13 protein-coding genes are annotated in these 17,163 nt (G+C 36.1%); 3 read left to right on the top strand and 10 right to left on the bottom strand.

Going from position 1 to position 17,163, the window contains the following annotated elements; translation table 11 throughout:
• Positions 1-121 precede the first annotated feature (121 nt).
• From ACHRV3_RS03065 to ACHRV3_RS03045, 5 genes are all read right to left on the bottom strand, one after another.
• Entirely contained in the window at positions 122-922 is an 801-nt protein-coding gene (locus tag ACHRV3_RS03065; RefSeq protein WP_395435648.1) for a helix-turn-helix domain-containing protein, read from the bottom strand.
• Between the two features lie 415 nt (positions 923-1,337).
• Positions 1,338-3,215: a hypothetical protein gene (locus ACHRV3_RS03060; protein WP_395435649.1), complete on the bottom strand. Its 1,878-nt coding sequence runs from the start codon at positions 3,213-3,215 to the stop codon at positions 1,338-1,340.
• A 460-nt stretch (positions 3,216-3,675) separates the two neighbouring features.
• A complete protein-coding gene (locus ACHRV3_RS03055; protein WP_047777208.1) occupies positions 3,676-4,764 on the bottom strand; it encodes an efflux RND transporter periplasmic adaptor subunit in 1,089 nt (362 codons plus the stop codon).
• The gene (locus tag ACHRV3_RS03050) at positions 4,754-8,038 is read right to left on the bottom strand and encodes an efflux RND transporter permease subunit (protein WP_047777209.1); all 3,285 of its coding nucleotides are present in this window, start codon (positions 8,036-8,038) and stop codon (positions 4,754-4,756) included. The genes ACHRV3_RS03055 and ACHRV3_RS03050 overlap by 11 nt, the downstream gene beginning before the upstream one ends.
• Positions 8,039-8,050: 12 nt before the next feature.
• Positions 8,051-9,436 carry a TolC family protein gene (locus ACHRV3_RS03045; RefSeq protein WP_047777210.1) on the bottom strand — a complete coding sequence of 462 codons (1,386 nt, stop codon included), beginning with the start codon at positions 9,434-9,436 and terminating at the stop codon, positions 8,051-8,053.
• Between the two features lie 164 nt (positions 9,437-9,600).
• On the opposite strand from ACHRV3_RS03045, the gene ACHRV3_RS03040 reads away from it, so the two are divergent.
• The 3 genes from ACHRV3_RS03040 to ACHRV3_RS03030 all read left to right on the top strand — a co-directional run bounded on the left by ACHRV3_RS03040 (position 9,601) and on the right by ACHRV3_RS03030 (position 11,888).
• Entirely contained in the window at positions 9,601-10,638 is a 1,038-nt protein-coding gene (locus ACHRV3_RS03040; RefSeq protein WP_047777211.1) for a sensor histidine kinase, read from the top strand.
• Entirely contained in the window at positions 10,638-11,336 is a 699-nt protein-coding gene (locus ACHRV3_RS03035) for a LytR/AlgR family response regulator transcription factor (RefSeq protein WP_395435650.1), read from the top strand. The genes ACHRV3_RS03040 and ACHRV3_RS03035 overlap by 1 nt, the downstream gene beginning before the upstream one ends.
• A gap of 78 nt (positions 11,337-11,414) precedes the next feature.
• Entirely contained in the window at positions 11,415-11,888 is a 474-nt protein-coding gene (locus ACHRV3_RS03030) for a PepSY-like domain-containing protein (protein WP_395435651.1), read from the top strand.
• Between the two features lie 82 nt (positions 11,889-11,970).
• Here the strand turns inward: ACHRV3_RS03030 and ACHRV3_RS03025 are convergent, their stop codons facing one another.
• The 5 genes from ACHRV3_RS03025 to ACHRV3_RS03005 form a co-directional block, all read right to left on the bottom strand.
• Positions 11,971-12,735 (bottom strand): SDR family oxidoreductase, encoded by a 765-nt coding sequence (locus ACHRV3_RS03025; protein WP_395435652.1) that lies wholly within the window; start codon positions 12,733-12,735, stop codon positions 11,971-11,973.
• 157 nt (positions 12,736-12,892) lie between these two features.
• Positions 12,893-13,816 carry a helix-turn-helix domain-containing protein gene (locus ACHRV3_RS03020; RefSeq protein WP_395435653.1) on the bottom strand — a complete coding sequence of 308 codons (924 nt, stop codon included), beginning with the start codon at positions 13,814-13,816 and terminating at the stop codon, positions 12,893-12,895.
• Positions 13,817-14,221: 405 nt separating this feature from the next.
• Positions 14,222-14,785, bottom strand: a complete 564-nt coding sequence (locus ACHRV3_RS03015; protein ID WP_395435654.1) for a 2'-5' RNA ligase family protein — start codon at positions 14,783-14,785, stop codon at positions 14,222-14,224.
• 83 nt (positions 14,786-14,868) lie between these two features.
• Positions 14,869-15,183: a hypothetical protein gene (locus tag ACHRV3_RS03010; RefSeq protein ID WP_047777225.1), complete on the bottom strand. Its 315-nt coding sequence runs from the start codon at positions 15,181-15,183 to the stop codon at positions 14,869-14,871.
• Positions 15,184-15,991: 808 nt separating this feature from the next.
• Positions 15,992-16,921 (bottom strand): alpha/beta hydrolase, encoded by a 930-nt coding sequence (locus ACHRV3_RS03005; RefSeq protein ID WP_395435655.1) that lies wholly within the window; start codon positions 16,919-16,921, stop codon positions 15,992-15,994.
• Positions 16,922-17,163 lie beyond the last annotated feature (242 nt).

Raw genomic sequence — 17,163 nt, 5'->3', positions numbered from 1 at the left:
AAAGTCTATGTCTCTATGTGTTAAAAAAAATTAAGCGAAATAGTTTAGCTGTGATTCTGATACAAAGATGTAACAGTCTTGGATTGTAAAGAATAGAGAATTCCCGAAAAAGCATGTACTATTAGTTCAGTACCTTTTCTTTATAAGATTTAGGAGAGATTTTGGTGTGTTTCTTGAAGAAATTAGAGAAATAAAAAGGATCATTAAATCCTAAAGCGTAAGCAACCTCTTTGACCGACAACTTCTCATAATTAAAAAGTCGTTTAGCCTCAGAAATGATTAATCCGAAAACGACGTTTTGAGCCGTTTTATTGGTGTGAAGTTTGGAGAGTTCGTTTAGTTTAGATTCTGTTGTCCCGATTAAAGTAGCGATTTCGGTTACTGAAAGGTTCTTGTCGAAGTTTTTTAGAACGGTTTCTAAAAAGTGAAGAAACAAAGCGTCGGGTTTATAGATTTCGTCGCCACGATTGATTTTGGTACGGTTGATTTCGATTAGAATTAATTCAATCCGACTATGAACCGAAATAAGATATTGATACGGAGTTTCGATTAATTCTTTTCTGATTTCTTCCAATTCTTTGATGATTACGGGACTGTTGTCAACGGAGATCATTTCATTCATTGCAAAATGGCAAAATAAACCGTTGTGGAAAATCAATTCCATGTCGGTGTCGTCTTTGCAAAAGAAATTATAGGTAAATTCTAAAATATACCCTTTTGCATTTTGGCTGTTTTTGAAATAATGAATCTGCCCCGAAGTAATGGTCAGAACGGAGTTTTCGGTTAGGATAAATTCCTTTTCGTCTACAGAAATTGTTGCTGATCCGGAGGTACAAAAGATCAAAACGTATTTTAAGACACGTCTTGGCTGCGCTAGTTCAACCGCCTGATCGAATGTTTTTAAGGTAATCATTTCCTGCATGAGAAGTGAATTGAGTTCTTGGAATCAAAAGTAGGAAATTTTAGGTTTTATGGAGGAGTTTTTTTTGTTTCAGGTTTTAAAGTTTCAAGTTTCAGGTTTCAAGTCTAAAGTTTCAAGTTTAAAGTTTCAGGATGGAAATGAGACATGCTTTGAGTGTTTAACCGCACACAAAGTTTAACTACAGCATTACAAAACCTTTTTAATTTGATGCCTTTTTTTTTGCATGCAGATTTGCTTCGACAGTTCGCTATCAGCAGATTGCACAGATTGCACAGATTTTTTTTAAGGTAAATAAGATCAGCTTAATCTGCTAAATCTGCGTGTAAAAGAAAATCTTTACGAACCTTACGGTTAAGCTTGAAACCTGAAACTTGAAACTTTGAAACTTGAAACTTTGAAACTTAAAAAATTACCGTTACTTTCTTTCAAACACGCATCCCAATACGCTTACTTTATTTGCTGAGAGTAAAGTATAAGAATACGTATCTATTGTTCCGGATTCAACATCTTTTATGAAAAACGATTTTTCATCGTAAGTAAAAGCAGCGTTATCTGTTCCTTCAGTAAAGGTGTCAGGCGAATCTTGTGTTACTTTACATTTATCGTCGTAGGTAATATTATTGTATTTTTGGGTAGAATTAAATATTATTTGGCCTCCGTCTTTTGTAACAATCATTTGTCCGCTATTAATTCTATTTTCTTCCATTACAATATCTCCGTTACCGACACATTGTATATAATCCGGAACGAAGGTACCAATAGCAGGTGTTGCCGAAATTAAAGTCCAGGTACCAATAAGAGATTTAAATAACGCCGTAAAAGTAACAGGGACTCCAAGGATATTTGTTCCATCTCCTTTTTTTGCACTAACGGTTACGACTTGCTCACCGGATGTTCCCAGTTTCCATGTGGTTTGGGCGAAACCATTTTCATCCGTCATAATGCTGGAAGTTTGAACGGAACCACCACCACTTTCAACTTTAAAATAAACCGGTACGTTGGACTGTATTTTTTCTAAATTGTCAATGATTCTGACCTTTAGTGGATTACTTAGTTGTTTCCCCGCTTCCCCAACTTGGCTATTACCTGATACAGATTCAATTTTATAAGGAGTTGTATAGAATAATTTTTCAGTTTCTATTGATTTATTGTAGTCTAACTTATCGAAATCTAAAATTTCAATTTCCACGCCTGCAGTTGCTTTTAACCAAACATCAGCCTTAAAATCCCAATCTAAGGAAGGTGAGGCTATTGCGCCTGATAATTGTTCCATTAAACTAACAGAGGCATAGGGACCCGCCTGATTATAAAGTCTAAAACTTACTTTAGGTGTTAATGCAAGATTGATTGTGGCTTTTGCATTTCCTGTACGTTGAGATAATGTAAATTTGTTTACAGTTGAAAAGCTATTGATGTCATTCCACTGCCCGTTGGCGTACTGTATTCCTAAATTAAACGTGTTTGTCGAAGTAAATGTTGTCTGACGTGTAATAGCCGCATTAATAGTTGCTGAATAATCCAGTATTAAATCCAATTTTGCAACAATTCTTACGGGAACAAGAACCGGTATACCTAATAAAACAGCAGGTACCCATACGGTATGTTTTTTTGTAAAACGATCAGGATCACTTAATATTGAAGATGATTGATTGACTAAGGTTGTGGCTTGAGCGGCTGTCACAGTTGCAGTAAGTTCGCCATTAAGCTTTGCGTTTTTGGCACTGAGCTCAAAAAAGGTCAAACCGGTTTTATTAAATTTAAAATCAAAAAACCAATTGGGATCAAAATCGATTTGTCCTTTATTCAACACAATACTCAAAGGACCTTCCTGGTAGATCGACCGATTAGAGATGGTATAAGAAAACCCCGAAGCTGCTTTCTTTTCAGTTAAATCGTTCATATTTAAACTAAAGTTAAAGCCACCTTCTTTAAAAAGATCCGCCATAGAGGCCTGAGTGGTTTGTAAGGTGATAATGTTACCATCTACTTTTGATGCGGTTACGTTTCGTATAAAACCTTCTCCCTGATCGCCTACAATCAGATCTCCGGATTTAATAGTCGGGGCCGTACCGGTAAATGTAAATTGATATATTCCTTCGTCAATTTTAGTTGGTGTTACATCAAGTTGAAGCTTCGTCTGATCAATAATTTTCACATTATCCTCTAGTACAGGAACAGTGGATGTTGGTGTTTCCGGAGTTGTTGTCTCTTCGTCGTCATTTTTGGAACAGGATACTATTAACAATAAAGTGGCTGTAAATAGTACGACTAATTTTAGTAGTTTTTTTATCATTTTTTGTTTTTTTTGACAGGAGTTAAATTATAAGTTTACTGTTGGTATTGGATAATCATAACGAAGTTAGTTCATTTGTTAATTGTTCGAAATACTCCTAAATGAGTATTTTTTAGTGTTGATGCTACTGGAATTAATTCAATTTTTTATGGGTTTGTCAGAATAAAAAAGCCCTCAAAAACAGAAGTTTTCAAGGGCTTTTTGGTTTAAGCTTTAAATGAGATATGTGCTTTGTGTTTTTAACCGCAAAGTGCGCAAGGGTTTACGCAAGGCTCGCAAAGATTTTCTTTTGCACGCAGATTTAGCAGATTAGGCTGATCTTATTTACCTCCTATAAAAAATCTGTGGAATCTGCTAAATCTGCGTGCTAAAAAAATTAAGTATAATGTTAAAAAGGAGTAATAATGCTATACTTAAACCTTGCGCGCTTAGCGGTTAAGAAAAAATAGTAAAACGAAGACTACTCATTCACAACATCACCTTCTTTAATTTCTTCACTGGCAATTTTGATCAGTTTATCATTTGCATTCAAATCACCGAAAATTTCAATTTTATCGTCGATTTCTCTTCCTTTTTTGACATTGATTCTTGTTGCTTTATGATCGACTACTTTTATAACAAATGTACCCTCGGCTGAATTTACCACAGCAGATTTTGGTGCTACAAAGGTGCTGTCTTTTGCATTAAGCGGTAATAAAACTTCGGCAACCATTCCGGGTAATAAATTTCCTTTTGTGTTGTGTACATCCATCTCAACACGCTCGGAACGCAGTTTTAAGTCTAAAGCTCCGGACATTCTCTGAATTTTGGCTTTGAAAGTATCTGGTAATGATTTTACATTAAAACTCATTTCGTCACCTTGGTGTAAATACCCCGTGTACAATTCCGGAATCGAAACCGCCAAACGCAATTTATCTTGTTGCTGGATTGTCAATAAAGGCAAATCGGAACCTTTTCCTGCAGGGCCGACAAATGTTCCTAAGTTCACGTTTCTTGCTGCAACGATTCCATCAAAAGGAGCGCGGATTTCAAGATAACCTCTCATGATTGAAACTTCTTTATGAGCGGCAATTGCGGCCTGATATTGTGCGTAATCCGAATTTTTCTTTCCGCTTGCCATTTCTAAATCGTTTTTAGAAATTGTTCCTTCTACTTTGCTTGTTTCGTACAAACGGTTGTAGGTGCTTTTGCTGGTGGCATAGATCGCTTCCATCGATTTTAATCTCGATTCGGCTGCGGCCAGTTGTGAACTGATTTCAGGAGCTTCCAGAACAATCAATAGCTGTCCTTTTTTGACTTCTGATCCTATATCTACTTTTAGCGTTTTAACAAAACTACTCACTTTAGCATACAAATCTACTTGCTGAAAACCGGTTAATTCGGCTGGCAAGCGCAATTCGGTGGTTAGTTTTTCTTTTGCTAAAAGAAAAGTCGCTGTTTTAGGTTCGATTTCTGCGGTAACAGTTTCTTCTTTTTTGGAGTTACAACTGTTTAGAAAAAACAGGGCTGCAAAAAATAGTGCGGTCGATTGTATGATTTTATTTTTCATTTTTTGGTTTTAGTGTTGAGATATAATGGATGCTTTCTTCGTCTTCCGGATCTAATGAAACGGATTGTGTTGTGGTATGTTCCTGTGCCCAGGCAAAAATTAACGGTAAGATTAGCAATACTGCAAAAGTCGAGAATAATAGTCCACCGATAACCGCTCTTCCCAGAGGAGAAACCTGATCGCCACCTTCGCCATGACCAATTGCCATTGGCAACATTCCCGCAATCATTGCCACAGAGGTCATGATAATCGGACGAAGACGCAAGGCTGCCGCTTCACGGGCAGATTCCAGTGCATTGCCATTTCGTTTGCGCAATTGTTCGGCATTGGTAACCAATAAAACCGCATTGGCAATCGAAACTCCAACCGACATGATGATCCCCATATACGATTGTAAATTTAAGGTAGAACCAGTAAGGGTAAGCATTAACAAAGCTCCCAAAACTACCGCTGGAACAGTTGTTAAAATTACCAACGACACTTTGAACGACTGAAAATTAGCGGCCAACATTAAGAAGATTACCATGATGGCAACCAATAACCCAACTTGTAAACTACTTAATGTTTCGCTCAATACAGTACTTAAACCAATGGGAGAAATAAATAATCCCCGCGGTAATTCACCCAATGAATTTATTGTTGCAGCTACATCTTTTGTCGCCGTACCTAAATCGGTTTGGTGGATGTTGGCTGTAACGGTAATGTATGGCATAGCCCCTAAATTGTCATTTTCACCATTTACAAAGCCCGGTGTAATTTTGGCCACATCGCTTAATACAGGACGAAGCGAGTTTTTTAATACCGGAATTTCTCCGATATCGGTTTTACTTTTCATTTGACTAAGAGGAACTTGTACCTGAACCGCAACCGATAAACCTGTTTTTTCATCTATCCAGGTATTTTTTTCGGTGTATCTCGAAGAAGAAGTTGAGGCAATAAGGGATCTCGAAATATCATTCATATCCACTCCTAATTCTGCTGCACGCGTTCTGTCAATATCAATATTCAAAGCAGGATAATGAATCGGTTGTCCAATTTGTACATCTCTGAAATAAGCTATTTTTTGAAGTTTTTCTACAATTTGACTGGCATAAAGTTCATTTCTTTTTTTGTCCTTTCCTGCAATTCGAATTTCGATTGGAGTCGGTGAACCTTGGCTCAATACTTTGTCTGTAAGTTCAATTGGTTCAAAAGTCAACTTTACATCGGGAAGAATCTTTTTGATTCTCGCTCTCAAATCGTCTTTAAATTCATCCATATCAACATGATATTCTTTCAAACTCACCTGAAAAACAGCTTCGTGTGGTCCCGCAGTAAAAAGATAAATCGGGTTGATTGAGAATAGAGAAGGGTGTTGCCCCACATATACAGAGCTGATTCCGACATGTTCTTTACCTACCATTTTATTGATTTCTTTCAAAATCAATATGGCTTTTTCTTCGGTTCGTTCGATACGGGTTCCGTCTGCGGCGCGCATTCTCAACTGAAATTGACTCGAATTTACTTTAGGGAAAACATCTTTTCCGATAAAATTTAAAAATACTAGCGCGAGTACGGTGATTCCGATAAGATAGATCAGACTGGTTGCTTTTTTATGTGGAAGCAAACGATCCAGCGTTTTCATAAATCGGATTCTGAAACGTTCAAAGGTGCTTATTTTACCATCTCTATTGGTGTCGTCTCTTTCAACCATTACCTTTTTCTGAGAAATCAAATCTCGCTCAGATTCAGGTGTCAGACCGCATTCATTAAACTCCGCTTCATCATCGGTAATGCTTGGATCGTGTTCGTGTACAGGATGTCCTTTCATGAGCCAGTTGGCCATTACAGGAACAAAAGTTTGAGAAAGTAAAAAAGAAAAGACCATCGAGAATCCAATTGCTAAAGCCAATGGCAAGAATAAAGCTCCCGGAATTCCAACCATGGTAAATGCCGGAGCAAATACAGCCAGAATACAAAGTAAGATCAATAATTTAGGCAATGCAATTTCCTGACAGGCATCCCAAATGGCGAGTGCCTTGGGTTTTCCCATATCGAGGTGCTGATGGATATTTTCGATGGTTACGGTACTTTCATCCACCAAAATTCCAATGGCCAGTGCCAATCCGCTTAAAGACATTAAGTTGATGGTTTGTCCGAATAATTTCAAGAACAAAACACCGGAGATAATCGAAATTGGAATCGTTAAAATTACAATCAAAGCAGCACGTTTGTCTCCAAGGAAAAGTAAAACCATTAATCCGGTTAAAACGGCTCCGATAATTCCTTCGGTAATTAAACTTTTAACCGAATTGATTACATAAACAGATTGATCAAATTCATAAGATAGTTTTACATCTTCGGGAAGTGTGCTTTGAATTTTTGGAAGTTCCGCTTTCAATTTCTGAACCACATCCCACGTAGAAGCATCTCCTGCTTTCGCAATACTAATATAAACAGAACGTTTACCGTTTACCAAAGCATAACCGTTGGTAATATCGGCACCGTCTTTTACGGTCGCAACATCACCTAATTTTAAGTTTTGAACGCCACCTTTGAATAACGGAATTTGTTCAAAATCCTTAATATCTCGAATCGTATTGTTGGTTGGTGTAATATAGTTTTTGTCACCAATTCTAACATTTCCCGAAGGAGCAGTTTGATTGTTTAATCGAATGGCTTCTACAATCTGATCGGGCGTCATATTGTGCGAACGCAATAAATCCGGATCTACATTTACTTCAACGGTTCTCGGACTTCCTCCAAAAGGGGCAGGTGATAACAAACCGGGAATTGAAGTAAAAGAAGCACGAACATAAACGTTGGCTAAATCCTGTAATTCGTTATTGGATCTGATTTTACTGCTCAAAACCAATTGACCAATTGGCAAGGAGGAAGCATCAAAACGAATGATAAACGGGGGCTGGGTTCCCGGAGGAAATGCCGCCTGAATCCTGTTGGATAATGCACTCAGTTCGGCCGCCGCCTGAGCCATGTTGGTGTTTTCGTAATAGGTTAATTTCATAATCATTAACCCCTGAACATTCTTGGTTTCTACCGATTTTACACCATTAGCAAAAGGTAAAATATTTACATAATTCTTGGCAAAATAAGCTTCCATCTGATCCGGAGTATACCCTCCAAACGGATGTGCAATATAGATAACCGGTAAATTCATCTTAGGTAAAATATCTACCTTAATGTCTTTGATGGCGCCAATTCCGAAGAAAAATAGGCCGGCAACCATTACCAATATAGATATGGGTTTGCGGAGTGCAAAACGTATTAAATTCATTTGGTTCTATAGTTAAAATTCGTTCATAAATAAGTCAAAATTACCAGTTGCGGCTACTTTCAATAAAAAAGACTGCCAGACATTATTGTTGACAATATCACGGTCAATTTCAGCACGGTTTAGGGTGTAAATGGTCTGTGTTAAATCCGTCAAATCGGTTAATCCGTTTTTGTACAAAGTCGATTTTTGCAAATACGCCTGAGCAGCTGCTTTAACCTGAATCGGAGCTTCTACATAATTGTCGAGTGTAATTTTGATTTTATCTTCGGCAAAAGTCAATTGCGATTTTAATTCTCTGTCGGCTTGATTGTATTCTTCCTGTAAAGCTTGAGAAACAAATTTCTGCGCACTGACTTGTTTGCTGGATCTGAATGGTGTTGTTAAATTCCACGTAATTCCAACTCCAACCAAATAATTACTACGATCCGGATTTACACCATCCCAATAATTTCTGCTAAAAGCGGTTTGGTCAGCCGCATAAGAAGAGTCAAATCCTGAGGCTCGTGTTTGTAAAATACCAAAAGCACTCATGGTCGGATAGTAAAATCGTTTGTACAATTTAACCTGTTGATTGCTGTAATCGATTCTGGTTTTATAAAGTTGCAATAAAGGGTGAAGACTGTCTGTTGAAGGATTATTGGTTATAAGCTCTTTTGGAATTTGAGTAACAAAAAGCGTATCCGCAATAAAATCCTGAGGAGCAACTCCCATCAAATCGACTAATTTATTGTTTTGTTCTTTCACGAAGTTTCGGGCAAGATTTAAAGCAATTTTGGCTTTAGAAACTTCCGCTGTTGCCAAAGTAGAATCTACACCGGCTAACAATCCGTTTTTAACCCTCGCAGCAGCCGTTTTTTTGAAAACTTCTGCACGAACCAGATTTTTTTGCTGTGAAATCAATAATCTTTGACTTGCCAATAAATTTAAATAGGCTGCCGAAATTTTGATTTCCTGTTGGAATTTTTCCTGATTTAAATCCTTTTCTTTTGCTTGAACATCAATTTTAGATAAATTGATTTTTTCCTGTGTTTTTCCAAAGGTGAAAAAATCCCAGTTCATGTTAACCAAATAAAGAGCACCAAATGCAGAGTTCCAGTTTTGCTGCGGAAGCGGTAATCCCGACGAAGCGACTCCGAGACCTCCAAAACCATAAAGCGGGCCGTTCTGTCCGTTGACAGTTCCGTAATCTTGTTGCGCAGATAAATTTAAATTGGGCAGATAATCACGGCGGGATTGTTTGAGCGTTTCCCGAGAAGCGCTGGCGTAGTTGTTTTTTGCTTTGATTGATCCGTAGTTTTCAAGACCAGTCTTCAGGGCTTCTTTTAAAGACAAGGTTTGTGAATGACCGATTGAGGCAAAAATCAAGAAAAATAGTAAAGTAATTTTTTTGAAATACATATAACTCAAAGTGTAAAATGATCTACCAAAATTATTTTACTTTCGATGATTTTTGTCATCTTAAATGATGTAAGACACTAGTAAATGACCAATTGAATTTGTCATTTAATGGAAATAAAAATTAAATATTTGTTCGTACTTTGTAAACTATTTAAGAAGTAAGTATGAATAAGAAGCTGGAAAATATGTTGGATAACAAATGGTGGCAGGAGATTGCCGTTGTTGCCTTTTCCTTTACGATTTATACATTAAAAAACGACTGGATGTTATTTAGTTCAGCGACTTCTATTTTAATGGGGATTTTTTTCTACTGCGTTTTGTATATGCATGCCCAGTTCAATCGTTTTTTTCTGTTGCCGATACTTTTCAGAACCAAAAGACCTTTAACGTATATCTTTTTGACTTTGTTCGGGGTATTTGTTTTTTCGCTCGTTTTATACGAATTAACAAGGCTCGACATGTTCAGCAATTGTCGTTTGTATCAAAATTCACATCAAAGAAGTTATGTCTATCAGCTGGCTAGTGTATTGGGGACATTGGTCTGCATTTTGAGTCCGATTATTGTTTTTAAGTTTTATAGGATTCACAAAAAACAAACAGACGAAACGTTATTATTCAACCAAATGCAGTTGAATTCTTTGAAAGGACAATTGAATCCGCACTTTTTATTCAATACGTTTAATACACTTTACGGAATCAGTTTAGAATTTCCCGACAGAACACCGGATTTGATTATGAAAGTGTCGCAATTAATGCGCTATCAGCTGGAGAGTAACAACAAACAATGCGTATCTTTAGAAGAAGAGTTGGAATTTATAAACAGTTACGTGCAGCTTGAAAAAGAGCGTGTAGGCTACCGTTGTGAGATTACATACGATTGTAAAATTGACAACGAAAACGCCTATAAAGTTTCGCCAATGTTACTGATTGCTTTTATTGAAAATGCCTTTAAACATGGAACCTGTGCCATTGAGAAATGTTTTGTCAGGATTATTGTCACGGTCGAAAATGGGTTGTTGCATTTGCATGTGGTTAATTCTATTCCAAAGAAAAAAACAGACGTGGTTTCGACTAAAATTGGTTTGAAAAATACGATTGAACGTTTGAATCTGATTTATGGAAAAGACTATAAACTGGACATTCAGGATGATAAAAACACCTATATTGTTGATTTAAAAGTACAATTGAAAAAGTTTGTTTAATGAGAGAACCCAAAAAATGCATTATTGTTGATGATGAGCCGGCAGCACATTATGTACTGGCGAATTATATCAAACAAAATCCACAATTGGAGCTTGTTTTTCAAGGATATAATGGCATTGAAACAATGGATTATCTGCGTGAAAACAAAGTCGATTTAATGTTCTTGGATATCAATATGCCTGAGATTTCAGGAATGGAATTGTTGAAGATTCTTCCCACACACCCGAAGACTATTTTGACAACGGCTTATTCTGAATTTGCACTGGAAAGTTATGATTATGGCGTAATAGATTATCTTTTAAAACCCATCTATTTCCCCAGATTTCTAAAAGCAATTGATCGTTTTTTTGCCACAGAAAATGTAAAGGAAAAAGAGGAGGAAGCAATCGTTAGTTCAGTAAGTGTGAAAGTAGACGGTTATTTTGTTGATATTGAATTAGAGCAGCTTTTGTACGCACAGAGTTTTGGTAATTATGTGAAGTTACATACCACCAAAAAGACCTATTTAGCTTCTATTACCACAACGGAATTGGAGAAATGCCTTCCAGAAAAGAACTTTATGCGAATTCATAAATCGTATATCGTTTCGCTGGATAAAATTGAAAGCACCGAGAAAGATTTTGTGAGCATTAAAAAAGAAAAATTACCGATTGGAATTACTTATAAAAGAGAGTTATCCGATCGATTAAAAAAATAAAAAATTCATTTGTTATTCATTTTAAAGTAGTACTTTCATTACGTTATTGGATTGGATCTTAATTTAATAGTTGAAATCATGAAAAACGTTTTATTACTTCTTATTTTTCTAGGTAGTGGTTATTTGAGGGCGCAAGAGGGCATTATGATGAAAGAAGTTGTAACGCCACCGGAAGTAGTTCGTTTTGCTTTTGAAAGACAATATCCGAATAAAACGGCCGTATGGGCGATGGAATATGTAGGTGATGATAATGATGAAATCAGGTATGAGGCAAAATTCAATCTTACAACAAAGACAAAAGCCCTTGCCGTTTATGATAATTTAGGAAATTTAAAAGCGACTGAAACACAGATTCCGTTAAGTCAGCTTCCATCAAAAGCACAAGCGTATCTGAAACAGAATTATCCGGCAAAAGCCATTCGTGAAATTGCAATAGTGGTAGATGACAAAAACAAAACAACGTATGAAGTCGGAATAGAAAAAAAGACAAAATTTTACGATGTTGTCTTTGATAAAAACGGAGGTTTTGACGTCATCATTCAAAAAGATTAAAAAAGAATTCTTACTAACTCAATTATATTACCCAAACCCGACAGTTTTTTTAAACCTGTCGGGTTTTATTTTTTATAAAATATTATAAGTTCATCCCACCTGAAACTTCAATGCGTTGTGCATTGACCCAGCGAGCATCTTCTGTACATAAAAAGGCTACAACGCCTCCAATATCATCCGGTAAACCAACTCTTCCCAATGCCGTTAGTGAAGCGATGTGTTGATTTAATTGTTCATTGTCTCTAACGGCTCCATGTCCAAAATCAGTTTCGATTGCGCCTGGAGCTACTATATTTACTTTGATTTTTCTGGCGCCTAATTCTTTTGCCTGATATTTAGTTAAGGTTTCCATAGCTCCTTTCATCGCAGCATATGCAGCATAACCGGGGAATGAAAATCGGGCCAGTCCTGTAGAAATATTTACAATTCCGCCACCGTCATTCATGTTAGCGAGTGCTTTTTGAGTCAGGAAAAAAGGCCCTTTAAATTGAATGTTGCTCAACTCGTCAAAATCAGCTTCTGTAGTTTCGATATAAGGTTTGTGAATTCCGATTCCGGCATTGTTGATCAGAAAATCAAATTTGTCTGTATGAAAAGTGTCTTTTAAAGCCGTTTGTACTTCTCCTAAAAAAGAATCAAAAGTATCTGATTTCGAGACATTCAATTGAATCGCTACCGCTTTCTGACCTAGGCTTTCTATTTCCTTTACGGTAGTTTCTGCTTCTTCTTTTTTACTGTTGTAAGTCAGAATAACATCGATTCCTTTTTTTGCTATAGCCAATGCCATGTTTTTTCCTAAACCTCTGCTTCCGCCAGTTACTAAGGCGATTTTTGTGTGTGCTGCCATTTTATAATTGTTTTTGTTATATTAAATTGATTAGGCAAAGGTAGGAGCGAAGTAGTGATGGGGAATTGTAAATATCAAACCGATAGTTGCGAAATTCAAAGAAAATCAAATTCCAATATTGAAATTCCAAATTCCAAAATTGTAATTGGAAATATTTTTATGATCGGAATGCTAAGGGGGTAAAGGTGGTTTGTTTTTTGAAAAAATTAGAGAAATGTGCGAGCTCTTCAAAACCTAACGAATAAGCAATTTCTGAGATATTCCAATCCGTTTGTTTTAAGAGGGTTTTGGCCTCGTTTGTCAGACGACTACTGATTAATTCGGTCGTGGTTTTTCCAGTATTTTCTTTTAAAACTTTGTTAAGATGGTTTACGTGAACGGATAATCTGTTGGCAAAATCTTTTGCTGTTCTCAGTGTAAGTCGTTGATGCGGAGATTCTATAGGGAATTGTCTTTCTAATAATTCGGCAAACAACGAAGAAACTCGTGCTGCTGAATTGTGTTTAGAATACAAGGCTGTTATAGGTTGTAGTTTTTGTCCAAAGTGAATTAATTCGGCCACATAATTTCGGATCAAATCGTATTTGTACACATAATCGGAATTGATTTCTTTTTGTATTTTGTTGAATATCAATTCGACTTCGGCAACTTCTTCATGCGAAATTTGAAAAATCGGGTACCCGTCTGTTGCGAAAATAGGAAGTTCATCGAGATCGATTCCGCTTTTGTTTTTGGATAAAAATTCATTAGTAAACACACAAAATTGCCCCGATTGATTGGTGTCTTGCGGCAGATAATTGTAAGGGATTTTAGGAGTAGCGAACAAAAGTGCATACTGCTCAATTTCAATGATTTTGTCGGCATATTCGGCTCTGTTTTTGCCTTTTATCAAGCTAATTTTATAATACGCTCTTCGGTCATAAGGCATAATGGCTTTTCCCTGAAGCCTTTCTAAAACTTCCTTAATATTGAACACATTAAAATGACCAATTTCTTTTTTAATTCCATTCGGCAATAAAGAACCCGGTTCTACTGCGGAACCTTGTGTGATATCCTGGTAAAATGAATCTAGTGTTTTCATGTGGGAGTTGTAAAAATCAAATATACGAAAAAATGAGGAGTAGTTTTTTTCGTTTCAAGTTTCAAGTTTCAGGTTTCAAGTTTCAGGTTTCAGGTTTCAGGTTGGGGGTTGCTTAACCTTATGTGTTTTGTAGATCGATTTTACGTTTTTTTTGTCATTTCGAAGAATGAGAAATCACACAAGAAATTCCGTAAAGAAAATCGCCAATCTTTGTCGAATATTGGATGTGATTTCTCCTTCGTCGAAATGACAGGATTACGAGTATTTTTGCGAAAACGAGGAATACAAAAAACCATGACAATACCCATCATCCTTGGCATATTTACACAACTATTCATTGCGGCTTCATAAATAAGCGAGTGAAAAAGTAATCTACTTTGCGTAAACCCCTCGCAAACTTTGCGGTTAAAACAAACTCCCCTGTACAAACTCAGCAACTTCATTGCCATTAAAACTAAAAGTATCAATTACAAAAAACTGCTTTTTTATCGGATCAAGTTCTCGCAAAACAATTTCACAGCACAAAAAATCAAGATCAATTGTGGTGAAAAGTTGTGAAGCAATTTTTAAGTTTTCAGGAGTTAATTTTCTACCGATTGACAGATGAGGATCGTCGCTTTTTTTTAGTTTTAAGGACCTCAATGTTTCCTGTGTTTTTTTCATAATCGGTTTGAGTTCTTTTTTCGAATTTTCATTGGGAGCGATAAAGAAAGCGCCACTATTTTCATAAGCCCCAAAATGATCAAGACCGACCTGAAATGGCGTAAACGTATCGCAAACTTTAAAAAGTTTTTGTTTGACTTTATCTATTTCTGATTGACTTAAAGAAAATTCACAAATAGTGATATGTGCTACTGAGTTGCAACTGCTGTACCAATCAATTTTAGTTTTCAGAAGCTCCTTCATTGTTTTTATAGTAGCAATAGCTTCTTGCGAAGGATAAATAACAACAGAATATTTCTTCATCATTTAGACAGGTTTGGAACGTGCAAATTTAAAATATAAATGGAAGTATTATCGATTTTTGATCATCTGAAAAAAGAGAAAAGGATTTATAATTTTCCTTTAAGATGCAATCGGTGTAGTATTTCAGATTGCAATAACCCGCTTCCACCGCCAAAATGCTCAATTACTTCGACTTCCGGCTGGTTTTTTAGGCAGAAAGCAGTGAATTCTTTTTCGACATGATCTTCTATTCCGGAACTTAATAAAACCATATCTATTTTAGTATTCAGAAAGTAATCCTGTGCTAATTTTTCGTCATTAAAAGCTACCGCATTCCAGTTGTCATTTGCATTTACAAGTCGGAGTAGGATGGGTAAAATTGCTTCGTTTTTTCCGAGTATTAAGAATTCAAGTGTCTTCATAATCTTTATTTTATAATACAAATGTATCAGTTAAATACTGGTTTGAACTTAATCTGGAATAAGAAAATTAAATGAGTTTTCAGTCACAGGCACAGTTGGCAGTTTTTAGTGTTGGTGTATCTGATTAGTACATGTGTTAAATTATTTGTTAAAGCGTAAGTCTTAAGTTGATCTGATACAACAAATTAAGGTTTCTGAAATGTGAATAAATCAAAAAGAATGAAGCAAATGTGGGAAACCGTAAGCTATTCTCAAAAGTACGACATAAATTTGCGTAACAGAAGTCGGCAGTTTAGTAGGTTTCATGCCTCTTAAGACAGTATTTACCCTTCGATTGTTATTGTTTTTTTGGAGAAAAACATTTAGTTAAGAAAGAAAATTGGACCTATTCATTTTAGTGTGGATAGCTTTGTATAAAATCAAAATAATACAATAAGGTTTATTTTTTCTATAGTCTATAGATTTGGTTGTTTCATCAAATCTATAGACTTTTTTTGTTTAGTTGCTGTATCCGTGAATTAAGTCTAAAAGTTTTGGAGTAATTTTTAGAAATTCCCTTTTATTATAATTACTAGGTCTTATACTTTTTCAGTGCAAGTTTTTCAGTGCCAATTTCCGCACTTCTCGATTTGAGGATCTCGCAAAGACGCCAAGTCGCAAAGTTTTTTCTTCTTATTTTTAGGTTTTGCTCTTTCTCACTTTGGGTTTCTCTTATGTCATGGAGTTTCAAAGTTTTTTTTTTTTAATTAAAACTTTGCGACTTGGCGTCTTTGCGAGATTTTTGCTCTCCCGCAACTTTTTGACGTGATCAGTATCCATTACTCTTTAACCATTCCTCACAATCTTTTGTCCAATATTTACTGGTACCGTTCACCCCTAATCCAAAGCCATGACCTCCTTTTTCATATAAATGTAACTCAGCGGTAACTTTATTTTTTTTAAGAGCCAAATAGTAATTAATACTATTCTCCGGCAGAACCACTTCATCATCTGTTGCATGCACTAAAAAGGCAGGTGGAGTCTGGTCAGTGACCCTCTTTTCATTAGAAAAAGAATCGATTAATGCAGAAGACGGAGTTGTACCTAGTAAATTCGTTTGAGAGCCTTTGTGTGTTATTTCGTTTTGCATTGAAATTACAGGATATATTAAAAGTGAAAAATCCGGACGCGCACTTACTTTTGATGCCGGTTCGTATACTTTCTCCTCATAATGTGTTGCGAGTGTGGAAGCCAGATGACCACCGGCCGAAAAACCCATGATTCCAATTTTAGTTGTATCAATATTCCATTTCGCTGCATTTTGTCGCACGTAACGTACAGACTCCTGTGCATCCTGCAAAGGACCAATCGCTTTATCTTTCATGATTAAATCACTGGGTAATCTGTATTTGAGAACAAAAGCCACAATTCCCATAGAAGTAAACCATTCCGCGACTTTTGTGCCTTCTTTTGCAATGGCCAAATGCGAATATCCACCACCCGGAAGAATAATTACCGCCGTTTGATTTGGCTTGATTTCTTTGGGTAAAAAGACCGTTAAAGTAGGGATCGTAACCATACTGCTGCTTTGTACTTTTCCGTCCTTTTCAGTTTCGTTTTCTTTATAATCGGCTGCTTTAATTTCGCCAGGAATGGTCTTCCAAAGCGGGATTATCTGATTTTGCGCTTGTATTTGATTTAGTATTCCTAAGAGTAGGAAGAGAGATAAGACTGTTTTTTTTAAGAGGTAGTTTTTCAATTTTAGAAGTGTTTAGTTGTACTATTTTTTTAGGATTAAATTCAGATTTGCATTTTTAGAAAGCCTGCAGTATTCGCAGTGAAGCAGTATAAACCAGTAAATGTTCAATATGAATGTGTAAAAAGCGAATCTGGTACAATTTTTATACCTGAAACGGATTATTTCCACATATTGCTATTTAACAAATATATTGTTTAATATGTAATTTAGCGTAATATTTTCTATACAATGTATTTATTTAA

Source organism: Flavobacterium sp. FlaQc-49, from assembly GCF_044005985.1.
GTDB lineage: Bacteria > Bacteroidota > Bacteroidia > Flavobacteriales > Flavobacteriaceae > Flavobacterium > Flavobacterium cupriresistens.
The sequence above is the reverse complement of the archived record's forward strand: the minus strand, read 5'-3'. Positions and strand labels throughout refer to the sequence as shown.